Raw genomic sequence first — 23790 nt, forward strand, 5'->3', positions numbered from 1 at the left:
TACTATACAAACCCCAGCTGCATCAAGTGTTCACGCTGAACTCCAGCTTGCGGGACATATGTTTTCCGGAACCCTTATTCCACCTGCGTGCGCGAATTCCTGCTTGCACCAGCAGGCTGACTGCATTTTTCCCCCGTTTCGCGTGATTCAGACTGCCTGGAGAGGGCATTTGCGCGTCGAAGAGCCCGGTACACGGACCTGGCCGCAGCCGTGAGAACCGATGACCAACCGGACAGGAACAGCACCAGCACCCAGTCGATAACGGTGAGCTGGCAAGTTCCCAGAAACGCCCTGCCGGCGCCTGTGTGGATTCCGGCTGCCTGCAGCACCACACTGATGGCTGCCGCAGCAAGGAGGAACCTGTTCGTTCCGAGTCCGATCTCGCTAAGTGCTCGCCGCTCCGATCGGCAATGGAAAACGTAGATGAGCTGAGACATCACCAATGTTGAGAAGGCCATGGTCCGTGCGGTCTCAAGATCGTGGCCAAGCCACATGCCCGCAAGGAGATAGCAGCAGATCGTGCATATCCCTATGAACGTGCCCTGGACCATGATCCGGAGCCCCAGCCCACCCGCGAACACTCCTTCATCGGGGCGCCGCGGAGGGCGGGACATAGTATCAGGGTCAGTGGGATCCGCAGCCAAGGCCATTGCGGGAAGCCCGTCAGTTAGGAGATTCATCCACAGGAGCTGTATCGGGGTAAGGGGCATCGGAAGCCCGCCTACCGCTGCAATGAACATGGTGAGCACCTCTCCCACATTGCTTGCCAGTAGATAGCGGATGAACTTCCGGATGTTGTCGTATATTGATCGGCCCTCTTCCACCGCTGCGATGATCGTGGCGTAATTGTCATCAGACAACACCATCGCAGATGCCTCACGCGCCACATCCGTGCCTGTGCGTCCCATGGCAATTCCGATATCCGCCTCGCGGATGGCGGGAGCATCGTTCACTCCATCCCCGGTCATGGCCACCACATGCCCACGGGCCTTAAGGGCCCTCACGATCCGGAGTTTGTGCGCAGGCGCCACCCTTGCGAACACCCCGATGCCGTCAACGATCTGCTCAAGGTCCCTATCGCTCATCTGGTCGAGTTCTTCGCCACACAATACGAGCCGCAGACCTCCGTCGGACGCCGCACCCGTGGACAGTCCTATCTCCCGCGCCACCGCCTCAGCCGTGGCTGCATGGTCCCCTGTTATCATCACAGTCCTTATCCCTGCCTGCCGCGCCAAGGCCACAGAGCGAGCGGCCTCCGGTCGAGGCGGGTCCATCATTCCCACCAGCCCTAGGAACACGAGTCGCGCCCCTACGGCAGGCGCCCCGCCCTGTCCTTCGGATATGAGGTTGCCGGGTGCGTACGCCAGTGCAAGGACTCTCATCGACCGTGACGCCATTGCCGCTGCCCCAGCCGCCACAGTCGCGTCGAACCTCCGTTCACGGGGTATGCGGCCCACAGCCGCCGCGTCCGCACCTCCCGACGACATCCTGGAATCGCACAGATCGAGGACGACCTGGGGAGCGCCCTTCACGAAGGTGAATATCCCATCAGGCCCGTCGCACGCAACTGCCATCATTCGCCTCTCCGGCTCGAACGGAATCTCCGCTACTCGCGCGTGCTTACTGGCGAGCCTCAACAGGTCGCCGCCTCCCTTCCGAGCCAGGGCCAGGAGCGCGCCCTCGGTGGGATCGCCCACCACTTCCCAATGGCCGCGTCCTCCATCCCTGGTCCACGAAAGGGCGGCATCGTTGCACAGTGCAGCGCACATCAGGAGGTTTCGAAGTGTGGGGTCCGCAGCCGGCTTGATCTCCCTTGCAGCCTGCAGGAATCGTCCATCCGGCGAATAGCCGGCGCCTGTGACGGTGATCTCGCGCCCTATCAGATCGATGGCAACGGCAGTCATCTCGTTCTGAGTAAGGGTTCCCGTCTTGTCGGCGCATATCACCGTCGCGCACCCAAGCGCCTCCACTGCGGATAGCTTTCTCACTATCGCCCGCCTTCTGCTCATGCGCTGAACCCCCAGGGCGAGGCTTACTGTGACTATGGCAGGAAGCCCCTCCGGGATTGCGGCCACTGCGAGGCTCACTCCGGCAAGGAACATGGCATGAGCGGGCTCTCCCCTCGCCACGCCTATAGCTGCAACTGCGCCACAGATTGCCAGGCACCCTGCAACAAGCCACTTGCCCAGCTGCGCCAGGCGACGCTGGAGTGGCGTATCGCCCTCTGACGCCTCACTCATCATGCCCGCAATCCTGCCCATCTCCGTGTCCATGCCGGTCGCTGTTGTGATCGCCACACCGCGGCCCCTGGTGAGAACGGTGCCTGCGTGAACCATGTTGAGCCTCTCCGGCGCAGGCGCCGACTCCCGCATTATCGCACTGGAATCCTTGCGAACAGGCCGGGATTCACCGGTGAGCACCGACTCGTCCACTTCCACTCCGTGGCATTCCACGAGCCTCGCATCGGCGGGCGCCCGGTCTCCCGAGTTCAGAATCAGGATGTCTCCTGGCACAACATTAGCAGCGTCGATCACCAAGAGCGCCCCATCCCTCAGCACAGTGGCGTGGGGCGCTGCCAGGCGGCGGAGCGCCGCGAGAGCACGCTCTGCCCGGAACTCCTGGACGAAGCCAAGAGCAGCATTGAGGATCACAATGGCTAGTATCGCGAATACATCCTGGTATTCCCCGAGATATGCTGACACCGCAGTGGCGCCGAGGAGCACTAGGACCATGAAGTCCTGGAACTGGCTTACGAGAATCCCTATCACAGACGGGCCACGGGCCATTCTCAGCAGATTTAGGCCGTACGCCGCGAGCCTTTGTGCTGCATCACGCGAATCCAGGCCATCCGCAACGGATGTTTCCAACTCCCTCTCGACTACCCCAATCGACGCCGAGTGCCACACGGCTTTGTCGGGCATTGGCCTGACCACCTTTCGAAGCAGATCATGTCCATAGATTCCTATGGCCTTTTGACCGGGTTCATACGCGGGTGCTATACTATCAACTGCATCGAAAAGGGGTGTACGCCATGGAGATCGACGGCATCACACTCTCCGCCGCCGTACAGGAGATATCCCGTGAGCTCGCAGGGACCAAGATCGACCGGGTGCAATCGCCCACTCGCGATTCCATACTGATCTCCGCCGGACGCGGGCGCTCGGGTTCACTCCTGATATCCGCGTCGCCTTCAGGCGCGAGGGCGCACCTGACTATTGCGCCGCCGTCATCGCTTCCAGAGCCCACCACCTTCTGCATGCTCTTGCGCAAGCATCTGGTGGGTGGAAGGATAGTGGAGGCGAGGCAGGAGGGACTGGACCGCATCCTCGCGCTGCGAGTGGAAGGCTGGGCTGATTCCGAGCCATCCCAGAACAAGTTGCTTATCGCCGAGATGATGGGGCGACGGTCGAATATGATCCTCACGGACATGGATGGCCGCATTCTCGACGCTGTGCACAGAGTGGACCAGTCGGTAAACCGCTACCGGGAGATCCTGCCAGGGGTTCAATACATCCCCCCGCCTCCCATCGACAGGCCCAGCCCTATGACGGCATCTCGGGAGGAGTTCGCAGCGTCCCTCGCGAGGTTCGCGGGGCGAACCCACACCGGGAGCATTGCGGAAGCCGTGTGGTCCTCCTACTCGGGGCTGGGGCGCGTGATAGGAGCCGAGCTTGCCTTCAAGGCGGGCCTTGATCCGAAACGGCCGGCAGCAGGGCTGGGCGGCGCCGAGATCGAGCGCCTCTGGAAGGAGTTCTCCGATTTCTGCTCGCAGGTCAGATCCGGAATGCTGGTGTTCGAAGCCGCGTTCGACAAGGCTGATGGAGCGGCTATTGCCTTCTGCCCGTGCGGCCTTTCCCACCAGGCGGCGTCTCACCGGATTGAGGCGTTCGGTTCCGCCTGCGCCATGCTGGATTCGTGTTATTCTGGCGCAGAGGCCAGCGAGAGGCTCGCGGCGCGCAAGCGGACAATTCTTCGCGAAGCAGCAACCCACCTTGAGCGCGCTCGGCGAAAACTTGCCACACAGAGGGATGAGCTCGCTTCTGCACAGTCCGATGCCTCGCTCCGGCGATCAGGCGAGCTTCTCACCGCGAGCTTGAACATCCTGGGACGCGGCCCCATGGGTCGAAGTCACGTTCTTCTGGTGGACTACTACGACCCTGACATGCCTGAAGTGGAGATCGAGGTGGATCCCACCATGTCTGCATCACAGAACGCTCAGGCCATCTTCGCGCGATACGCCAGGTCCCGCCGGGCAATCGAGACTATATCAGCGAACCTAGCCTCGACTGAGAGTGAAGCAGTCTATCTCGAGGGTGTGCATGGCCTATTGGAGATGGCAGATTCTGAAGAGGAGTTCTCTCAGATTGTGCTTGAGCTTGAGGCTCTCGGGTATGTGGAAGGCGCCGGGGATGCAGCCGGGCGAGCCGGCGCCAAACGAGGGACCAGAGGATCCAAGGCCGGACGGGGCGGCGCCCGGGGGCGCTCAGGCAGTGTGCGCGCCGCGTCCACTCACATGCCATCCCGAATCCAGGCCGAATCGGGCCATGTCATATACGTGGGCAGGAACAATCTCCAGAACGACCAGCTCACAATGAAACTCGCCCGCGATGGCGATCTGTGGTTCCATGCTAAGGACGTCTCAGGCTCTCACGTGGTGATAAGGCGTCGAGGCGCAGAGCAGGTTCCTCAGGAAACGATATACGCGGCGGCAATGCTCGCTGCCTACTACAGCAGGGCCAGGATGTCATCGAATGCGCCTGTAGACTATACCGAAAAGCGCAATGTGCATAAACCCAGGGGAGCAAGGCCAGGAATGGTCGTGTATGAGAACCACAGGACCATATGGGTAACCCCGTCAAGGGAGGAGCTTTCCAAGGCCCTGGGCCTCGGCAGCGGCGGCCTGGCGTGGGAGCATGATGACCCCTCGCCCAGATAGGTTCAGGATGTCCGTGCCACGGCTTGCGGACCACCTGGAAAGCCTCCATAGAGCTATCCTGGCCGCCCACGCAGTGAGCGGCCGCGGTCGGCACTCCTCGATCCTCACTGGAACAGCCTCTGCCTGCGAAACCCGGTCGCGGGAGAACGCGACTCGAGCCATCATGCTCTCGACGGTGTCGGGCTTCTTCTGATCGAACACGAAGTTGCCAAGGGAGTAGAAGATGATCCCGCCGTGGTATACCTCAACGGGCTGCAGTACGTGAGGATGGTGCCCTATTGCCAGGCTTGCCCCGGCGTCGATGGCTGTGTGCGCAAGGCTCACCTGCCGATCCGCAGGCATGTGGACGTACTCGTCGCCCCAATGGAATGAGACCACCACATGGTCTGCGATCCTCTTCGCCCTTGCCACATCTTCCGAGACCATCGCGGCGTTGGCCGGCGCCACGCCAGGCTTGTTGACTCCTGCCAGAAAACGCACCGGGTGAGTGACTGACCAGTATATCTCCGCAAACTCAGAGTACCCGAGGAAGGCGAATGTGATGCCGTTCTTCCTCAGCAACACCGGCCTGCGCGCCTCCCACATATCCGCCCCGCCTCCGCACCCCGCGATTCCATTCGCCCAGAGCACATCAACAGTATCGGAAAATGCGGATTCGCCGTAATCGAGGATGTGGTTGTTGGCCAGGCTCACCACGTCAATGCCGGCAGTGGCCAGCTTCTCTCCGAAGCATGGATCCGACCGGAACCATATGCCCTTCCCAGGGATCCGCGCCCCGCTATTGGATAACGGTGATTCCAGATTCACGAAAGCAATGTCCGCTGATGAAAGCGTATCCGTCACCGCCGCGAGAGGCCAATCCGTCCCTCGGTCCTTACACACCTTCGCGACACCGCGGTCGAACACCACATCCCCGCACGCCACCAGCAGCACATCAGAAGGCTGTGCCGCCGCGGAAGCGAGCATCCTAACCGCCTCACCAGACACGCCAAGCTCTCCGGCAGCGGCCAGCCTGCTGGCGTCTGTATCACCTGGTCCTCCCGGGACCAGCAAGCTCGTAGCGGGTCAGGTAGGAGCAGGGCCGTCGCGAGCTCCGCATCCCGCCATGGAGGCAGCCAGCGCCATTACTGCACAGATCACCAGCCCGGCCAGGCATCTGGAGACCAAGGGCCCAATGCGCCATCGCCGCAACACCTCTGATCATCTCCCCCGCTCTTGTTGTGGGATCACAGCCCAAACCTTGCAAACACCTCATCCACGCGGGATAAGGCGCGTGTGTAGTCGAAACAGACTTCGAGCGCCTCATGTGGGATCATCGCAGACACGTGAGGTTCCTCCTCGATGAGCTTTCGGAAATCCATGCGCTCAGCCCACGCTTTCATGGCAGCCCTCTGCACGATCTCGTAGGCCTGTTCGCGGAGCATCCCCGCGCCCACCAAAGCCAGCAAGACCTCACCCGAGAAGATGAGCCCCCGCGTGAACTCGATGTTCTCAGCCATCCTATCCGGGCGCACCTCGAGGTTGCGCACTATCCACGTGGTCTTCCTCAGCATGTAGTCGAGGAGTATTGTGGAATCGGGCACGATGATCCTCTCCACTGAGGAATGAGAGATGTCCCGCTCATGCCACAGGGCAACGTCCTCCATTGCAGCCATCGCATTGCCGCGCAAGACTCTCGCCAGGCCGGCTATTCGCTCGCACAGCACCGGATTCCGCTTGTGCGGCATGGCAGACGATCCCTTCTGCCCGCGGGCGAACGGCTCTGCTGCTTCACCGATTTCGGTCCTCTGCAGCGACCTTATCTCCGTCGCGAGTTTCTCAAGGGAGCATCCAACGATGGCGATCTGGGCCATGTACTCCGCATGCCTATCACGCTGCAGTATCTGACTGGATACCCGAGCCGGAGCAAGGCCCATCTTGCCACATACATATGCTTCGATCTCCGGAGGAACATTCGCATACGTGCCGACTGCGCCGGAGATCTTCCCGACGCTCACCCCATCTCGCGCCCTGATGAGCCGTTCCCGGTCGCGCTCCAGCTCTGAGAGGTACAACAGGAGTTTGAGCCCGAACGTAGTGGGCTCGGCCTGCATCCCGTGAGTGCGCCCGATCATCGGGGTATGCTTATGGCGAACTGCCTGCTCCCTCAGAGCATCGATGAGAGAATTGATGTCGGTGATCAGCCCGTCAGCCGCCTGTCTCATCAGATATGCGAAAGCGGTGTCGACCACGTCTGAAGAGGTCATGCCCAGGTGTATGTATTTCGAGGCGTCTCCCACCTTCTCCGCGACGGCGGTGAGAAACGCGATCACGTCGTGATTCACAGTCTCCTCGATTTCCAGCACTCGCTCCACATCGAAGCCCGCGCGCTCCCGGATCTGGGACAACGCATCACTCGGAATCCTGCCTGAGGCCGCCCATGCCTCACACGCGAGCACCTCGATGGAAAGCCATGTCTCGTATTTCCTCCGGTCGGTCCATAGTTCCCTCATATCCGGATAGCCGTACCGTTCTATCATGCGTGTTCAAGCCTCCAATCCAGCCCGCCGAGGGGGCTCTACCGAGCTTTCCGCGGCCCGCGAGCTCTCAGTGCATGGAGGGCGGTTTCCATGTCATCGGGCATCGGGGCCTCGAAGCTCATGTTCTCTCCGGTTCGGGGGTGGACGAACTCGATTCGGAACGCGTGTAGGGCCTGAGCTCGAAGGCCTAGCTCTCCAACCACTCCGCCGTAGGTCGGATCGCCCGCTACAGGCCTCCCGATGTACTGCATGTGCACCCTTATCTGGTGTGTTCTGCCAGTCTCCAGTTTCGCCCTTATCAGAGTGTAGTCGCCATACCTCTCCTCAACGTGGAATCGGGTTACTGCCCTCCTCCCGCCTACCGACACGGTCTGGCGTTTTCTATCCACAGGGCGCCGGGCGATTGGAGCATCCACGACCCCATCGTCTTCAGCCACATTCCCTCTGAGGATGGCCAGGTAATGCCTGCCAACTCGATGCGCGGCCAGGTCAGCCGCGAGCCCTAAGTGAGCGATGTCGTTTTTCGCTACAAGCATTACGCCAGAAGTATCCCGATCAAGCCGATGCACGATCCCCGGCCGCAGCACGCCTCCTATGCCAGACAGGCCAATTCCTGCTCCAAGAAGAGCATTAACAAGGGTTCCAGTCTTGCGGCCAGCTCCTGGATGCACAGCCATCCCTCTCGGCTTGTTGATAACCATGATGTCGCCATCTTCGTAGATGATGTCGACATGGATCGCCTGAGGCTCCAGCCAGGCCGGCTCGGGCTTGGGAGGAGGGATCTCCACCTCGATGCTCTCACCGGGCTTCACCTTGTATGAAGGCTTCTTCTCGATTCTGCCATCGACCCTTACCCTGCCATCCTCGATAAGCTTCTGCACAAAAGAACGCGAAGGAGCAGCCCGCTCCTTCGCAAGGTACACATCAAGCCTGGATAGCTCGTCGGCCTCGGCCGGCGAGAATGTGAACACTTTCTCGGCGTTCATCTCGCCATCTCGTTCCACCACTGCAAACCTATGCCTTGGTGGAAGGCTTCGCCCGATTCGCCCCAGCAGATGGGGTCGAGGAGGCGCGGGAGTACACGGAGACGACTCCGAATGCGAGTATGCCAAGGATTACGCAGAGCACCTGCGTAGAGGTGAATGGAGCGAAGTAATCCCGCGGGGATTCCCGCCAGAACTCTACGATAAACCTAGCGACCGAGTAGAAGCCCACGTACAGCCAGAGGATCTCGCCCTCGAACTTCTTCTTTGCCTCGATCGCTAGCAGTACGAACAGGATGATGACACTGTAGATTGCCGAATAGATCTGGGTTGGATGGCGCAAGATCCCATCTCCGGCGGCCTTCATAGCCCACGCCACGTGGCTCTCCACTCCGTAGCAGCACCCGTTCAGTAGGCAGCCAATGCGGACTATGGCGTAACCCAGAGCCACTGCAGGAGCAATCACATCAGCCATGCTGCCGATCTGCACCTTCTGTTTCTTGCAGTACATGATCCCCACCAGTGCGCCGCCTGCCAGACCGCCGAAGAACGAGAGCCCTCCATCGCGCATATAGAACACGCTGACGGGACGGGCGGCATACTCTCCGATGTTGAGCAGAACGTACAGGATTCTCGCAAACAAGATCGATCCAATGCATACGAAGAGCGCGAGGTCGATAATATTGTCTGAGCTGATACCCTTCTTCTTGCCCCGCGATGAGGCGAACAATGTGCCTGCCACGAACGCGAGGGCGAGAGAAAGGCCCCACGAGTAGACCGGAAGCTTCCAAAGCTTGAACAGAACAGGATACACTAACTACTCCTCCTTCCGACCGGGGACGCGCAAGATCCACAGCAGGATCAGGGCGACCCCAAGAACGATGGCGCTATCAGCTAGGTTGAAGATTGGCCACGGACTGATCTCGACGAAATCCACCACACTCGAAAATCGAATCCTATCGATGAGGTTGCCCACTGCACCGCCTAAGCCAAGCGCAAGCCCGGTCCGAACAGGCCACTCCCGTTTGGGGATCCGCTGGTGGAAAACCAGAACAAGCGCCGCCGCAAGCAGCGTCGCCGCAGTAAAAAGGTTCTGTTTGTTCTGAAGCATGCCGAACGCCGCTCCGGCGTTCCGAACGTGCGTAATGCGAACGAACCCCCCGAGGCACGGCACGACCTCGTAGAGATCAAGGCGCCGCATGATCACTGCTTTAGATATCTGGTCGAGAAGAACAACCCACGAAGATATCAGGAAAAGCGCCACAGCTCCCAACTCCATAGCCCGCCCAAGGTTCGATCAGTATTGTAACACACCTGCTAATCGCCGTAAACTGCGCTCCAGTCGCCCCGTCCGTCGCCCGCGTCCGTCGCCCAGTCGCCAGCGCTTACCTGGCATCAGGGCCGCCGGATCCAAACGATTCCTCGTCCTGCGGGCTGTTGGCAGTCCCATACTCAGCCAATTCGTCCCATATGTCCTCTCCGTGGATGCCTGGATCATCGTAAGCATGGGCGGTGCTCCTGCCTCCGAACGGAGGTCTGATGACCTCCTCCTCGATTGGCCTGGATGTGCCTGTTCCCACAGGAGATGGACTGCGCGCGCCGCACTCGGCGCAGCTCGCGGCCCAGGGTATGGCATGAAGACGCTCCTCGGGTATGTCGATGCCGCAGCGTACGCACTTGCCGTAGGTTCCGCTCTCCACCCGGTCGAGCGCCGCGTCGATCTGCGCGAGTGTGTCTTCACCATGGTTTATGAGCCCTAGGCTGATGGAGCGCATCTCCAGAGCGGAGCTACTGTCGCCGGTGTGATTATCGTAGCTTGACAGTTCGCCGCTCCACTCCGACTCTGGCCGGTCGAACTCCGCCGCCTTCTCAACGCCCTCGATCCTCTCTGTCGCCTTAGCTCTTGCCGCAGCCAGTTTCGCCTTGAAGATGCCAAGAGATGCCGGATCCATGTGCGTCCCTCCGTGTGTTACTGCCTGCAGGTGTCGAGGGTGTGCGTCTATGATCGGTAGTGCTCGACGAATTTCACGATGTCTGCTATGAGCTTCCCTATGATGGGCACATTCAGTTCAATCACGACAGACAGGATGTAGAGAAAGACCGCCATGAGGACCGATGCCCCGATAGCTATGCCGAAGCCCCTGGCTATGCCTGCAACGAAGTTGAACCAGGCCACCCTTCGGGGTGAGCGCATGAACTCCACATACTCCGCCACGCTGGCGTCGTCGAGGCGCTTCGCAAGCTCAGCTAGGCTCACGATCAGGGAGTCTACTCTGCCGCGCCCCCGTCTTCTACGCACCCGTTACACCTCATGGGGGCTAGTCTTCCCGGGTGCGGCAGATTTGTTTCATCTCGACTCCCCCGAAAGCTCACTCTCGAGTAGCGGCGGCCTGCCTAACACCGAAATCGGAGGCGCTGCTATCGAGCATTTCCAGGTAGGCTTCGAGGATAGCTTTCATGCGCGCGCGAACCGTGCCCTCCTGGGCCGTTAGGTCGGCGAGGCGCTTCTCCTGGGTGCGAACCCTGTCTTCCATCTTGTCGAAGGCCTCGGCAGCCTGGAGTTCCGCCCTCTCCACGATGAGCTTAGCCTTCTCCTCGGCGTTTCTCCTCGTCTGCTCAGCTGCCTGCTGGGCTGTGAGCAGGGTCTGCTTTAGTGTTTCGCTGATTCCATCGGTATGCTCCTGCTGCTCCGACAGGACCTTGACCTTCTCTCGGAGCTCGGTGCTCTCCCGGTATAGCTGGTCGTAGCTCTGCCCCACCAGGTCGAGGAACTCGTCCACTTCCCTGGCGTCGTACCGGCCGAATCGAGTGGAGAACTGCTTGGAATGCACCTCAAGTGGTGTGAGCATGTGGCGCCTCCTCCCGAGTGTTTGGGGTGTACACGGAGTATCGCTTGAGGATCACGGAGATGCGCCCGCGCTTGGTCTCACCTGGGACTTCCTCAACCACCAGCCTGCCGCGGCCGCGGCAGACAACCACATCGCCAGGGGACACACGCGATGACGGCGAATCGGCCATAATTCCGTTCACCTTGAACCTGCCTGCCTTGATCTCCTGCGCGAGCCTTGTGCGGGACGCAGGGAATCCAGCGCCCGCAACAGCATCGAGCCTCATGGACGCCACCGTTGCTCTGATGGCCTTCGCAGCCTGCCCGGGAAAGGATACCTCCGCGATATCCAGTTCGCACAGGTCATCTCCGTGTTGCCGGGTCCGCGCTTCCGCTGTGGGATGTCTGAAGGCCGAAGACGAGATGACTCCCTGCCATCCCGCATCGGAGCGGAAGATGTCTCCTATTTCATCTCTCACGACGCCCAGCCCGCGCAGTGCTGCAATCACAGCGGCGTCATCATCCCACTGCTCCCCGAGGGGCCTCAAGTAGAAGAACGATATCTCCGGGTCATATGTTTCATCGGGGAAACCCGATGGCATCACTGCGAGCCTCTTGCGCTGTGCTCCTCTGTACCCTCCGTAGAACCTGGCCCTTACATCGGAAGCGGACGCCAGGGCTTGCCTGGCGGCATCCTGGCTTTCCTGGTCAAGAAATCCTGTGAGCGCCGGCACTCCTGACTGCGCCGCTTGCGATGCGCTATCCATCACAGTGGCAACGAATTGCTCCCCTCGCTCCTCCTGCATTGATACACCTCGATCTCAGTAAGTCCGTGGGCCGAATATCGCGGACCCCACCCTGACGATCGTCGCCCCTTCTTCGACGGCTACTGCGTAGTCGCCGGACATCCCCATGGAAATATGGTCAAGAGACACGTTGCTCAGACGCAACCCTGAGAGATCCTGGACTAGCCTGCGCGCCTCGCGGAAAACGGGCCGAGCCAACTCCGGGTCAGCTGAGTACGGCGCGATTGTCATGATGCCGCGCATTCGGAGATGCTCGTACTTCGGCATTCCGATGGCGAATGCCCGGGCATCCTCAGGCCTGATGCCGGATTTCGTAGCCTCTCCCGAGATATTCACCTGGAGCAGCACATCCAGAGTCCGGCCCATCGCCTCGCACTTCCGGTTGAGCTCATCCGCGAGTTCCTCCGAATCCAGTGAGTGGACGATGGTGAACAACTCAGCGGCGCGCTTGGCCTTGTTCCTCTGCAGATGCCCAACGAGATGCCATACCAGGCGACTCCCGGCGCCTGCTGCAGCCGAAACCAGAGGGATCTTCAAAGTGGCCTCCTGAACCCTGTTCTCGCCTAGATCCTGCACTCCGGCGGATACCGCCTCCGTGATCCGCGATGCATCAACGTTCTTGGTGATCGCCACCAGCATCACTTCTGACGCACTCCGCCCGGACCTGCCTGCCGCACAGGCGATGGCCTCGCGCACGTGTTCGATGTTATCCGAAATGGATGCCAAAGATGCCCACCTCACGTAAGGCTAGATATTCTCCGTCCGAGCGACTATTCCTCTGTTTTGCAGCACTTATGGGCCCAGTCACAGCCTAACTCGCACTCGATCGCCCTCGCGGATTCCCTCGACTACTGCTTCAGACCCGTTTCTCCCCAGCACCGACACCTTCTTCAGGGTGTATCTGTCGGAGCGCAGGACGTATACAGCATCTGAGTCGCCTGTGCGCACCAGCGCGCTTTCGGGGACTACCACCCCGCCCACGTAGTCGGTGACCAGATCCACCCGTTCGGTGCGCAGATTGGTGAGGGATGCAGCATATCTATCCATGGCGACGTGGATCGCCCATGTATTGTCCCCCAGATCCTCGCGTTTCCGCGTTTCCAGGATCGTGGCGCCTACTGCCTCAGACGCAAGCCTGGGAAAGCGCACTCTCACTCGCTGCGCCCGCCTGGGCGCGGCCCCCTCCCGGTAATTCGCGAAGATGACGAGATTCGTCTGGTAATTCTGCACCTCTCGGAACACTGCCATCCCTGCTGACACCTGCTCTCCCTCGGCGCAGTCCCTTGAGACTGCGCCTGGGGCCCCGGGGTCCGCATTCAGCAGATCGGGATTGCCCGGCCTGTACACCGACTCGAGCCCATCCATATGCCGGGAGATCAGCGCGGATTCGCTAGCGCGAAGGACCGCGGACGCGCGTGCTGAGGCAGCATTCGATTCACTCTTAGCGCTGGCTGCCTCGGCCGCGGCGGCGCGGGATTCCTCCTGAATCCGGGCAAGCGACGACTCCGCCTCGCGCTCCCTTGCTCTGAGCGCCGACAGTTCCGAACGGGCCTTATTCGCGTTCTTGGTATCTTTTCGCTCTTCGTACGCCTTGGCTTCTTCCTCTTTCAATGCCATCTGAACGCGGATTGTCGATATACGCTCCCGTTCCCGCCTCTCTCTCAGCGAGGAATCGACGGCGGATCGGTTCGCGTTGTCATTGGATTCGGAAGGCTGCTGCTTGGGTGTTCCAGTGGCAGATTGGTCGCGAATCTCCGCGACTACAGTTCCCGGAGCTGCCATCTCGCCTTCGCCGACAGCGTAGTGAAGCACCCCGCTGATTGGGGTGATAGCGACGCTCTCATCCCGTACTATAACTGCTCTAGCAGGGATTGAAATCTCGATGAAGCCGTTTCGTGCGACTGCGGCCTGGGTGAATCGACCAGCCAGATTGCCTCGGATGGTGGCCAAGAGAACATAAGACAGGACCGCGACCACCGCGATGGCCACGGCCAGCATGAAGAGGTTCAGGGCACGCTCGGCAGCCGTACGTTCCTGAACCCTGCGTCGACCGCTGATCAGATTGTTCATGGCGCTCGATCTCCTCGTACTCCGGTGCAAGCTGGACCTCATGCAGCAATTATATCACATGCACCTCACGAGGAATTCATTCGCCACGAGTGTGTGGTCCTCCGTATCGATCTCATATATGTATCCCAGATAGCCTGTGGTCCGATCGACAGAAAGGACGCCGTAGGCTCGATACTGAGCCTCCAAGTTCACGAGCGGCGCTTTCTTGCCTAGTTTCGGCGGATCCCTCATGAGCAGGGCATCTCCTGCCTTGAGTTCCTGGGCCTGAAGGATTGCCTCATCCACGCCGCGCCTCACCACGAGTTTCTGCTCTCCGGTGAGGGACAGCCTGCCTAGTCGTGTTTTCACGTGAAAGAGAGGCTCTCCCTCCCATAGCTGCCTCCGCCCGATTGAGAGGAGTTCGGTCCATCCGGCGCGGGTAAGCACTTTGAACTGCGATAGGCTGTGTTCGAGGCTGTCTTCTTCGATAACAGGGTCGAAGTAACCGAGGTTGACGTGTAGGATCTGTCCTTCCTCGTCTTTTATGATTATGGACGTGTCCTGAGATAGGCAACACTGCAAATTTCATCGCCTCCGGCAGGCGAAAGTATACCATCACCCGTTCGCGGATTCAAGGCCGGAATCATCCACAAGCACGACATCAAGACCCACTTTCCTTATCCGATCCCATTCAAGCACCAATTCGCCCCCTCGGCCCAGGAATCCCAGTAGCCTTCCACTCCCAGGTATGATGAAACTGGTCACCTTGCCTGTGTCCATGTCAACCTCCAGATCGAATATGTAGCCCAGCCTTTTCCCATCGTTCACGCTGACCACTTCCTTGGTCCGCAGATCGGATGTGCGCTGTATCATGTCGGCGCCTCCCAGCGTGTACTGAACCCCTGCCATTGTATGCATGGTTCTCTGGGTTGGTGCATCGACTCTCGACCTTCGAACCAGCGAAGACCCTCTACTTGCTCGCCTGCCGGAAATCGGGCAGCCGGAGCAACCGCGCTACCCACGCCGGAAGATTCCACTCCAGCAATGCCGTGGATGGCCCGGCCGTCCAAAGCCCAGCAGCAAACTCCAGCGCGATCCGCCCGTTCGCCGGGAGGCCTCTCTCGAGGCCCCGGTCCGCCCCTGTCAACGTGATGTCTGTCTCAAGTATCCTCGCACGATTCAGGTCCACTAGGCACAACGGAGGAAACAGCACACACCACCAGTTGGCGCCGGCGCCCAGCCCTATCACCACCTCCAGGGCTGGGTAGTCCCCGGCGGGGAAGGCAGTTCTTCCGTAAGCTGCCGCAGGGAAACGTGACATGCCTAAGGTGGCGGCGACCGGTGCGTCGACTCCTGCCCTGCCTACCGCATCTCTCGCAGCAAGCTCGATCTTGCCAAGGTTCTGGGAAAGCGCGCGCATGGCCCAGCGTGAGCTGGTTGCGCCTGAGATCGCTCGCCATGATTCAGTGAGTACTGCATCGCGAACTGCAAGCTTAAGCCTTTGGCTGGCGCCATCATTGCCTGGCGCGACTACGTGCAGCCTTATTAGGTTCGACGAGTTGAACGCGTAGGTCACTTCATCACGCGCGCCGGCCGACCTCGCCCCTGCCACCGCCCATGCGAGGATCATCGCTGCCAGAATCAGGCCGCATGTTATTGCCCGTGCTCTAGCTTCGTGCGCCAATATGCCAACCTTCCTTCACATCGAGCGCCTCATATGCTTCAGCGCCGCCTTCTCCAGCCTCGATACCTGCGCCTGCGATATCCCTATCTCATCTGCCACTTCCATCTGAGTTCTGCCCTCGAAGAACCTCAGCTTGAGGATGAGCCTCTCCCGTGACGACAGCTTCGACATGGCTTCCTTTATCGATATGCCTTCGAGCCAGTTCACATCCACGTTCTTGTCATCTGAGACCTGATCCATGACATAGATCGGGTCTCCTCCATCGTGATAGATGGGCTCGAACAAGGAGATCGGCTCCTGGATCGCGTCGAGGGCGTAGACCACCTCTTCTCTCTTCACGCCCAGAGCATCCGCGATCTCGGTGACGCTCGGCTCTTTCGAGTTCTGCGACATCAGCCTGTCACGGACCTGAAGAGCCCTGTATGCGATATCCCGCAGTGAACGCGACACCCGGATGGGGTTGTTGTCTCGCAAGTAGCGCCTGATCTCGCCGATGATCATCGGCACTGCGTAGGTTGAGAACTTGACGTTCTGGGATAGGTCGAAGTTGTCGATGGCTTTGATGAGTCCGATGCACCCCACCTGAAACAGGTCATCTACGTACTCTCCCCTGTTCGTGAAGCGCTGTATCACCGACAGCACCAGCCTGAGGTTGCTGTAGATCAGCCTCCCGCGCGCCTCATCATCCCCATCTCGCACCGCTTCTAGGAGCTCACGCATCTTGGTGCTGGACAGCACTGGGAGTTTGGAGGTGTTGACACCGCATATCTCGACCTTGTTCAGCGCCATTTCGGAACCACTCCACTATCTCGCATTGGGGACCTGCACTAGCAGTATTGCTCCCCTATCCAGCCTTTATTCCGCTGATGGATACCAAATTGGAATTATTTTCACAAATAGAGAACCCCGACGTCAGCTGGATGCCTACGCCGGGGAATCGCTATCGCCGGATGTGGCCGGGATCGGGGCGGGACGGATTGGGATGGATTCGGATGGATTTAGATGCGATGGGTTGTTCATTGCATCCGCAGTCGGCTCTGAAACCGCCCCCTATTCCGCCTGGCTCATCTGATGTCTCAGCTTGGTGATGATACGCTTCTCGAGCCTGGATATGTAGGATTGGGAGATCCCCAGAAGATCTGCGACCTCCTTCTGTGTCCTCTCCAGCCCGTCCGCGAATCCGAACCGCAGTTCCATGATGCGCTTCTCCCTGCCGGATAGCGCGCTCAAGGCCTGCCCCAGCAGAGCGCGGTCCACCTCATTCTCTAGCGCCTGATACACCAGATCCTCATCGGTGCCGTACACGTCGGACAAGAGCAGTTCATTTCCGTCCCAGTCGATGTTGAGCGGTTCGTCAAACGAGACCTCACTCCTCAGTCTGCTGCTCTTTCTCAGATACATGAGAATCTCGTTCTCGATGCATCGTGATGCATAGGTCGCAAGTTTGATTCCCTTGTGAGGATCGAACGTGTTCACAGCCTTGATCAAGCCGATGGCGCCGATGGACACCAGATCCTCAACGCCAAGCCCCGTGCTTTCGAACTTGCGCGCAATGTACACTACCAGCCTGAGGTTTCGCTCCACGAGTTCGGTCTTTACATCGTTTGCGCCGCCGCTCAGCCTGTGTATTAGCGCAGTCTCCTCATCTGAGCTGAGCGGAGGAGGGAGTGTCTCGCTGCTCCCCACGTACCTGACCATCGGGTCATCCGACAAAGCGAACCAGCGAAGAAAGCGGACAAGCAGCAGCCTTGCTGCCCATGTCACCCGCTCGATCCAGCGTGCCATGTTCATACCCTCCTCTGCACTCACGCAGCAGTGAGTATGTCAGGGTTCATGAGAGCGCAATACCTGCCATCATGACAAAGTCGGGATGAGTGGATGCACACAACAGCCCTCGACGTCGCAATGCGGCGCCTCCCATCTACTACGCGGATTTCGTTTGGTCGGAAGCCGACCATCAGCCCTCCATCCTGACCGATGGAGGAGTAGGGTATCGCCCGGAATCGGGCAGACCACCTCGAACCTGCAATGGCATACGCGGCTGCGGTGAAGTCCTCCTCCGATTTGCGCACCGGCTCGCGTATCTCCGGTGGGATGAGGCTCTCTATGGCGGCGTATTCCACTATGATGACGGGGTTGCCCGACACTGGGTCGCGAAGCCGGCACCCTGTGTCGATCAGAGCCCACACCGATACTGCTTCCCCATCGAAACTGATCGAGATCGGAACGAAGAAAAGACCGTCTCTGATTCCACGGTGAACCACTCCCCAGCCTGCCTCCGATATCAAGAGCACCGTGCCTGACGCCGCGATGAACGATGCGGCGGTATTGCCGGAAGTCGCAATCGAGGCAGCCATGCCTGCGCCTCCCGCCATGATGGTCAGAAGGTATCTGCAGAATAGCGCGTTTGCGAGCGTCCTGCCCGACATGGCAGGGAACGCAATCAGGAGCGATGCCGCTCCTATCACCGCCCCAGCGAAAAGGGATCCTGGAGAAGAGAGAGTCATAAGTCCGGCATCCGCCAGCATTGCAGCAATGGTGAACGCTCCAGCCGAGAAGGCGGCGGCAGCTGCCAACCGTCCGCGTCCAACTAGCCGCGCCTGCCCTAACTGCCCCGATCGGACTGATTGCCCCGATCGAACTGATGAGCCTGACTGCCCGCTGCCTCCTGCGCCGATCTGCCTGATGGCCCACAGTGTGAGGAAATCGAGGACAAAGGTGCTTCCGAAAACCAGGAGCAAGGAGTCAACGTAAATGCGAATCATCATCCAGCCTCCCTTCCTCGCTCTCGGATATTGTACTGGAGAGTGGTCTGCTTTCCTTCAATGAATCGCCGGGCCAAGTGTATCATCCCGGTTCCACAAACGCTGTCGGCTCTAGACGAGAGGCCTGCCGAGCAATATCGATGCTGCTCAGGCCGTTCTGCAGTATGCACCGCTCGCAGACGAGGGAGGAACCTGGCTGGTTGAGGCACGGCTGCGGGCCCGCGCCGCCTGACGAAGCGCGACCGAGTCGCGGGGCGATAATGTCGACGAATCCAGCACTGATCAGTCTCCTCCCGGATTCGCGCGCTTTGCATACCCGGCACGGTATCCAGGTGCAACCAGGACGCGGAGCGACCAGGTTTTCACGAGAGATGGGCGCTTCTGACCCAGGTTGACCGCCACAGCGCATACCTACGGGGGATTTCGGACCCTGCAACGCCCTAAAAGCGCTCCCAGCAATCTCGTTTCACCTAGATTTTTCCATATACGGGCCGGCTTTAGCCAATTTGAGCCAACTTGAGCGCCCATATACCCCCCATTCCACACGATCCAGCGTGAGAATGAGTCGAACTGATCCAATTTCAACCACCTTGCGGGATAGCCTGGGTCAGATTCGTACACCTTCGCGGAAAACCTCACGGAAACGCACTCGGATCACGGCGGACCTTCGCGGACCTTCGCGGACCTTCGCGGAGCGCTCAGGTTTGCAGCCCGCGCCGCCTGACGAAGCGCGACCGAGTCGCGGGGCGGTAGTGTCGACGAACCCAGCAGTGAGACGAGCTCAATGAACCCGCATGAACCTCGACTGCTGGAGCGAGAGTGTCAATGTCGACGGAATGGACACTGACCCCGTGGTCAATGTCGAATCGAGTGGCATTGAGCGCGCGACGCTGCCGGTTTGATCGACATTGAGCGCCTGCGGGACCGGAATCTCAAGAATCGCGGATTCGTATCAGCGGCCGTAAGCGGCAGGCGGGACGTTGCCCTCCGCGATGCCAAGGGAATGCTCCAGGCGCGGAGCATCTGCAGAGCTCAGAGCTGCACACAGCAGCTGGCAGTCTCGGTCACAGGCACAGTCGCGGTCACGACCACGGTCACCGTCGCGGTCACGATCACGGTCACCGTCGCGGTCACGACCACGGACCCGAACCCGGGGAAATCGGGTAGGAGGGGGCGTCTAGCCCCTGTCCTCCCACACCACCGTACGTGCCGTTCGGCATACGGCGGTTCATGAAACCTTAGGAATTCTGCGCGTAGAGATCCACCACGCTCAGAAGCCCTCGGCCTCGCCTACTGGCGAAATCAAGGGCTTTGCTCATCTGCGGGGTGTTCGCAAGTCGCCAGTATGCCTTGCGCGATCAACTGATCATGCTCGCCCACTCGCTGGGGATGCCCAGAGCGACGAGGTTTCGCCGCACCGTCTTGGGCCTCTTCCATTGCTTCAGCAGGCACATCCGCAGACGTCGTCGTATCCATTGATCCATCTCCTGGTATACGCTCGAGGTCCGCGCGATTCGGTAGTATCCCATCCAACCTCGCAGGTAGGAGTTGAGCTCGCGAATGCGGCTGGCCATGCTCCGCCCGGCCTGAAATCGTAGCTGTGCTCGGAGAACGTGGGTTCAAACAGCGGCGTCAGCACCTGTAGAGCAGCTTGCTGAATGAAACGGTCCAATGCGGTGGGTATCCCCAGAAGCCTTACGCCTCCGCCCGGCTTCGGGATTTCGCGCCGGCGTACAGGGCTTGGCTTGTAGGTCCCACTGAGCAGCGATTGCTTGAGCTCAGCCCAATGGACATGCAAGTATGGCGGACACCCTTGCCTTAAGCTATGGCTACTGCTGCTCCACCATCGGGGACTTTCACCCCTCAGGCAACGACCATGTCGGGCACACAATGACAGCGGCGCGCCCGGTTCTGCCGGATCGCGCCGCTTCGTTTTCGATTCTTGAACACGGAATACCGCTGGCAGGCCTACCTGGTCCGCCGCAGGAATGGAGGTATGTCAAGGTCGTCGGCGCCGGCCAAGGGCTTGATCTCCACCCTCCCGGAGCTCTCGCGCCTAGGCAAAGACTTGGTTTTCGCCCCTTCGAAGCCCGTCGCGATCACCGTCACCTTGATCTGATCGCCCATCTGTTCGTCGATAACCGCTCCGAAGATCACGAGCGCATCCGGATCCGCTGAACTCGATATTATCTCAGCCGCCTCGTTCACCTCGAACAGGCCTAAGCTGGATGATCCGGTGATGTTCATGAGTATCCCCTTCGCTCCCTCGACAGAGGATTCCAGGAGAGGGCTGGAGATTGCCGCTCGCGCAGCCTCAACCGCGCGCTGCTCTCCCGTGGCAAGGCCGATTCCCATGAGAGCAGACCCGGCATCTGTCATGATGGTTCTGACATCAGCAAAATCCAGGTTGATGAGTCCGGGAACTATTATCAAGTCGGAGATGCCCTGAACTCCCTGGCGAAGAACGTCATCGGCAATGCGGAATGCCTCAATGATTGACGTCTTCCTCTCCACCACCTGCAGAAGCCTATCGTTGGGGATCACTATCAACGTGTCGACCTTGCCCTTGAGGCCTGCAATGCCCTGCTCGGCCTGGCTCATTCGCCGCCTTCCCTCGAAGGAGAACGGCTTGGTGACGACGCCAACGGTGAGCGCGCCCTGTTCCTTTGCGATCTCAGCGATCACGGGCGCGGCGCCGGTGCCTGTTCCACCGCCCATCCCGCAAGTGATGAACACCATGTCGGCGCCATCGAGTATCTGGGCTAGCTCGTCGCGGCTTTCCTCGGCGGCCTTCTTGCCGACCTCAGGGTTAGCGCCTGCGCCCAGGCCTTTGGTGAGCTTCTCTCCGATCTGGATCTTGTTCGGAGCATCCGACATGCGCAGGGCTTGAGCGTCGGTGTTGAGGGACACGAACTCGACACCCTTGAGCCCAGAAGTGATCATCCTGTTTATCGCGTTGCTTCCGCCGCCGCCAACCCCCACTACCTTGAGGTTAGCCAAATGCTCGCTCTCGAGTTCTAGTTCAAACACCACGCATCCCCCTTGCCCTTCGCCCTAAGAGGAGAAGATATCGCGGAACCACTGCCGCACACCGCTTACGAATCCACCTTGCCTGCGCTGTTTCACAGGTGCTGCCGAGGCAAGCCCTGACTGAGCCCAAGCGTACTTCACCAGCCCTACGGCTGTGGAATACGTAGGGTTCGCAACAACGTCTGCCATGCCAGACACACCTGTGGGAACGCCGAGCCGCGCCGGCAACTGAAGAGCGTCCTGCGCACAGATGATAACGCCCCTCATCTCGGCGGTTCCTCCCGTCACGACCACTCCGGCGGGAAGCTGACTGAGGAGGCCTACGCGCCCGACCTCAGCCTTGACCATGTCCATAATCTGCGCCACGCGGGCCTCGATGATCTCGCATAACTGCCTCCTCGAGATCTGCGAAGCGGGAACGCCCGACGCCACGCTGCCGCTCTGCTGCGCTGCAGGTCCGCACAGCTCGTCCGCACCAACCATATCGGCACGGGCAGCACCGTACCGAATCTTCAGTTCCTCAGCATACGCAACAGGAATGCGCAGCACAAGCGCAATATCGTTGGTGATGTGGCCGCCTCCCACCGGGATCACGGCTGTATGCTGCACGCTGCCCTCAAGGAAAACCGCGATGTCGGTGGTTGCTCCGCCGATATCCACCACCAGCACACCTAGTTCCTTCTCAGGCCCTGCGAGGACCGCCTCGGCCGCTGCGAGAGGCTGCAGGACCACCTGCTCCACCTCGAGCCCCGCGCGTGCAGCGACCCTATGTACGTTCTGGATGGATGTAGCGGAACCAGTGATGATGTGAGTCTCCACCTCGAGCCTGATTCCAGTCATCCCTATCGGCCGCCGTATTCCACGGCAACCATCGATAATGAACTCACGCGGAAGCACATGGACGACCTCCCTATCAGGGGGGATCGCCACCACCTTCGCAGCCTCAAGCACCCTGTCCACATCTTCCTGAGCGATCTCACGATCCGTGCGCCCGACGGCCACAACGCCCTTGCTGTTCATGGATGATACATGGGCGCCGGAAACGCTCGCAACGACCGATACCACACCGCACCCGGACATATTCTCAGCCCGGGCAACCGCATCGGATACTGCTGCGGCGGCAGAATCGATGTCCACAATCACGCCGCGCCTGAGCCCGGCGGAAGGGCCTGTTCCGACCCCGACCACCTCGAGGATGTCGTCATCTCCGCGCTCGCAGATGAGCACGCAGATCTTGTTCGATCCAATGTCGAGACCTACTGTCATGTCCTTCTTGCCCAAGAGCGTCCCCTCCGCCTGATCGCCGTTGGCACGTTGGCGCGTTCGCATTACAGCCCACTATTCGAGATGCGCCGCAGAAAACCCTTCGCACGCATTCACTTATCTCCTGACGCGGATTACCGGCTTGGCCTCCACTCGTATGTCGATATACTCAACATCAAGGCCCTGCTCCCTCACTGAAGCGAGAATGGAATCCAGCACCCTCGCGCGAGATTCGACATCCGCGGGCTTCCCCATGTACACCTTGATGCCATCAGAGGTCCTGACAACGATGTCATCCTTGCGTGAAACGTCAACCTCCGAGATGTTTGGTATCTGCCTCATCGCAAGCTCCCGCCCGACCATTGAGCCGACCATCACAGGACCCTCCGGCCGCACGGCCTCTCCCACGGCAACATAGGACGGGGCCAGGCCGACTATGACCGGGATATCGCGATCAGTGATTGCCTCCGACACCGCCACGGCTCGTCCGTCCGCATCAACCTCAATGAAAAAGCCAGCGTATGGTATGTAAGCGACAGTTGCCCGTTCTGTTAGGGATATTCTTATGGTGTCGGGGCACACCCTCTCCACAGCAGCCGAGGATATGCGAGGGGCTGCCATCAGCCGTCGCCGGATCTCCCTGGTGCGGACCAGGAAAATGTTCACCTCACGGGGAACATCAGCGATGAGGAGAATCTCCTGATCTGAGAGGTAGTTGGCGCCCTGAACCGTGACGCCGTGAACTCGGAAATACGGCGAGTTCAGCCCTGCCAGTGCTGCAAACACCACGAAAAGGAGAGCCGCCGCCGGAAACGTGAGAGCCCGTTTGGGCTTGACTGGCTGTTCCTCTTCAATGTCCAAAATGTCGGAGGAGTCAGGCACTTCCCACACCCCCATGACGGTGACGCGCCTGACCCCATTATACCAT

At 60.0% G+C, this 23790-nt stretch carries 23 protein-coding genes; 1 reads left to right on the forward strand and 22 read right to left on the reverse strand.

The window, feature by feature from the left end:
• Positions 1-74: 74 nt before the first annotated feature.
• Positions 75-2921: a cation-translocating P-type ATPase gene (locus VB144_04405; protein MEA4882901.1), complete on the reverse strand. Its 2847-nt coding sequence runs from the start codon at positions 2919-2921 to the stop codon at positions 75-77.
• Positions 2922-3031: 110 nt separating this feature from the next.
• Between VB144_04405 and VB144_04410 the strand changes: the two genes are divergently transcribed.
• Positions 3032-4936, forward strand: coding sequence for an NFACT RNA binding domain-containing protein (locus VB144_04410; protein MEA4882902.1), 1905 nt, complete (start codon positions 3032-3034; stop codon positions 4934-4936).
• Here VB144_04410 and VB144_04415 read toward each other — a convergent pair.
• The 21 genes from VB144_04415 to VB144_04515 form a co-directional block, all read right to left on the reverse strand.
• Complete coding sequence (locus VB144_04415) at positions 4856-5923, reverse strand: CapA family protein (protein ID MEA4882903.1); 1068 nt, start codon at positions 5921-5923, stop codon at positions 4856-4858. The genes VB144_04410 and VB144_04415 overlap by 81 nt on opposite strands.
• Before the next feature lie 239 nt (positions 5924-6162).
• Entirely contained in the window at positions 6163-7455 is a 1293-nt protein-coding gene (gene purB, locus VB144_04420) for an adenylosuccinate lyase (protein ID MEA4882904.1), read from the reverse strand.
• 38 nt (positions 7456-7493) lie between these two features.
• The gene (locus VB144_04425; protein MEA4882905.1) at positions 7494-8441 is read right to left on the reverse strand and encodes an RluA family pseudouridine synthase; all 948 of its coding nucleotides are present in this window, start codon (positions 8439-8441) and stop codon (positions 7494-7496) included.
• Between the two features lie 28 nt (positions 8442-8469).
• Positions 8470-9252: a prolipoprotein diacylglyceryl transferase gene (gene lgt / locus VB144_04430; GenBank protein ID MEA4882906.1), complete on the reverse strand. Its 783-nt coding sequence runs from the start codon at positions 9250-9252 to the stop codon at positions 8470-8472.
• A 3-nt stretch (positions 9253-9255) separates the two neighbouring features.
• The gene (gene lspA, locus VB144_04435) at positions 9256-9702 is read right to left on the reverse strand and encodes a signal peptidase II (GenBank protein ID MEA4882907.1); all 447 of its coding nucleotides are present in this window, start codon (positions 9700-9702) and stop codon (positions 9256-9258) included.
• A 121-nt stretch (positions 9703-9823) separates the two neighbouring features.
• The gene (locus VB144_04440; protein ID MEA4882908.1) at positions 9824-10390 is read right to left on the reverse strand and encodes a TraR/DksA C4-type zinc finger protein; all 567 of its coding nucleotides are present in this window, start codon (positions 10388-10390) and stop codon (positions 9824-9826) included.
• Between the two features lie 47 nt (positions 10391-10437).
• A complete protein-coding gene (locus VB144_04445; protein ID MEA4882909.1) occupies positions 10438-10737 on the reverse strand; it encodes a DUF5665 domain-containing protein in 300 nt (99 codons plus the stop codon).
• A 70-nt stretch (positions 10738-10807) separates the two neighbouring features.
• The gene (locus tag VB144_04450; GenBank protein ID MEA4882910.1) at positions 10808-11287 is read right to left on the reverse strand and encodes a DivIVA domain-containing protein; all 480 of its coding nucleotides are present in this window, start codon (positions 11285-11287) and stop codon (positions 10808-10810) included.
• Complete coding sequence (locus VB144_04455) at positions 11271-12071, reverse strand: S4 domain-containing protein (protein MEA4882911.1); 801 nt, start codon at positions 12069-12071, stop codon at positions 11271-11273. Before VB144_04455 ends, VB144_04450 begins: the two co-directional genes overlap by 17 nt.
• 15 nt (positions 12072-12086) lie before the next feature.
• Complete coding sequence (locus tag VB144_04460; protein ID MEA4882912.1) at positions 12087-12797, reverse strand: YggS family pyridoxal phosphate-dependent enzyme; 711 nt, start codon at positions 12795-12797, stop codon at positions 12087-12089.
• A 78-nt stretch (positions 12798-12875) separates the two neighbouring features.
• Positions 12876-14141, reverse strand: a complete 1266-nt coding sequence (locus VB144_04465) for an HlyD family efflux transporter periplasmic adaptor subunit (GenBank protein MEA4882913.1) — start codon at positions 14139-14141, stop codon at positions 12876-12878.
• A 54-nt stretch (positions 14142-14195) separates the two neighbouring features.
• Positions 14196-14702 (reverse strand): Hint domain-containing protein, encoded by a 507-nt coding sequence (locus tag VB144_04470; GenBank protein MEA4882914.1) that lies wholly within the window; start codon positions 14700-14702, stop codon positions 14196-14198.
• A 33-nt stretch (positions 14703-14735) separates the two neighbouring features.
• Entirely contained in the window at positions 14736-14993 is a 258-nt protein-coding gene (locus VB144_04475; GenBank protein MEA4882915.1) for a YlmC/YmxH family sporulation protein, read from the reverse strand.
• 97 nt (positions 14994-15090) lie between these two features.
• Positions 15091-15804, reverse strand: a complete 714-nt coding sequence (locus VB144_04480) for a stage II sporulation protein R (GenBank protein MEA4882916.1) — start codon at positions 15802-15804, stop codon at positions 15091-15093.
• A 15-nt stretch (positions 15805-15819) separates the two neighbouring features.
• Positions 15820-16593, reverse strand: a complete 774-nt coding sequence (sigG, locus tag VB144_04485) for an RNA polymerase sporulation sigma factor SigG (GenBank protein MEA4882917.1) — start codon at positions 16591-16593, stop codon at positions 15820-15822.
• 261 nt (positions 16594-16854) lie between these two features.
• The gene (sigE, locus tag VB144_04490) at positions 16855-17595 is read right to left on the reverse strand and encodes an RNA polymerase sporulation sigma factor SigE (protein ID MEA4882918.1); all 741 of its coding nucleotides are present in this window, start codon (positions 17593-17595) and stop codon (positions 16855-16857) included.
• 14 nt (positions 17596-17609) lie between these two features.
• Complete coding sequence (locus VB144_04495; protein ID MEA4882919.1) at positions 17610-18569, reverse strand: sigma-E processing peptidase SpoIIGA; 960 nt, start codon at positions 18567-18569, stop codon at positions 17610-17612.
• A gap of 1358 nt (positions 18570-19927) precedes the next feature.
• Positions 19928-20143 carry a group II intron maturase-specific domain-containing protein gene (locus VB144_04500; protein MEA4882920.1) on the reverse strand — a complete coding sequence of 72 codons (216 nt, stop codon included), beginning with the start codon at positions 20141-20143 and terminating at the stop codon, positions 19928-19930.
• 394 nt (positions 20144-20537) lie between these two features.
• Positions 20538-21599 (reverse strand): cell division protein FtsZ, encoded by a 1062-nt coding sequence (gene ftsZ, locus VB144_04505; GenBank protein MEA4882921.1) that lies wholly within the window; start codon positions 21597-21599, stop codon positions 20538-20540.
• Positions 21600-21623: 24 nt separating this feature from the next.
• On the reverse strand, positions 21624-22880 hold the full coding sequence (gene ftsA / locus VB144_04510) for a cell division protein FtsA (GenBank protein MEA4882922.1): 1257 nt from the start codon (positions 22878-22880) through the stop codon (positions 21624-21626).
• Between the two features lie 99 nt (positions 22881-22979).
• Complete coding sequence (locus tag VB144_04515) at positions 22980-23744, reverse strand: FtsQ-type POTRA domain-containing protein (GenBank protein ID MEA4882923.1); 765 nt, start codon at positions 23742-23744, stop codon at positions 22980-22982.
• Between the last annotated feature and the right edge of the window lie 46 nt (positions 23745-23790).

Source organism: Clostridia bacterium, assembly GCA_034926675.1.
Classification (GTDB): domain Bacteria; phylum Bacillota; class DTU025; order DTU025; family DTU025; genus JAYFQW01.

Excerpts from the sequence above, each read along its gene's own strand:
- VB144_04465 (MEA4882913.1), bottom strand. The coding sequence starts at position 14,141 with ATGAACAATCTGATCAGCGGTCGACGCAGGGTTCAGGAACGTACGGCT.
- VB144_04405 (MEA4882901.1), bottom strand. The coding sequence starts at position 2,921 with ATGCCCGACAAAGCCGTGTGGCACTCGGCGTCGATTGGGGTAGTCGAG.
- VB144_04495 (MEA4882919.1), bottom strand. The coding sequence starts at position 18,569 with ATGATTCGCATTTACGTTGACTCCTTGCTCCTGGTTTTCGGAAGCACC.
- VB144_04455 (MEA4882911.1), bottom strand. The coding sequence starts at position 12,071 with ATGCAGGAGGAGCGAGGGGAGCAATTCGTTGCCACTGTGATGGATAGC.
- sigG (MEA4882917.1), bottom strand. The coding sequence starts at position 16,593 with ATGGCGCTGAACAAGGTCGAGATATGCGGTGTCAACACCTCCAAACTC.
- VB144_04450 (MEA4882910.1), bottom strand. The coding sequence starts at position 11,287 with ATGCTCACACCACTTGAGGTGCATTCCAAGCAGTTCTCCACTCGATTC.
- VB144_04425 (MEA4882905.1), bottom strand. The coding sequence starts at position 8,441 with ATGAACGCCGAGAAAGTGTTCACATTCTCGCCGGCCGAGGCCGACGAG.
- sigE (MEA4882918.1), bottom strand. The coding sequence starts at position 17,595 with ATGAACATGGCACGCTGGATCGAGCGGGTGACATGGGCAGCAAGGCTG.
- VB144_04475 (MEA4882915.1), bottom strand. The coding sequence starts at position 14,993 with ATGATACAGCGCACATCCGATCTGCGGACCAAGGAAGTGGTCAGCGTG.
- purB (MEA4882904.1), bottom strand. The coding sequence starts at position 7,455 with ATGATAGAACGGTACGGCTATCCGGATATGAGGGAACTATGGACCGAC.
- VB144_04500 (MEA4882920.1), bottom strand. The coding sequence starts at position 20,143 with ATGGCCAGCCGCATTCGCGAGCTCAACTCCTACCTGCGAGGTTGGATG.
- VB144_04410 (MEA4882902.1), top strand. The coding sequence starts at position 3,032 with ATGGAGATCGACGGCATCACACTCTCCGCCGCCGTACAGGAGATATCC.
- VB144_04440 (MEA4882908.1), bottom strand. The coding sequence starts at position 10,390 with ATGGATCCGGCATCTCTTGGCATCTTCAAGGCGAAACTGGCTGCGGCA.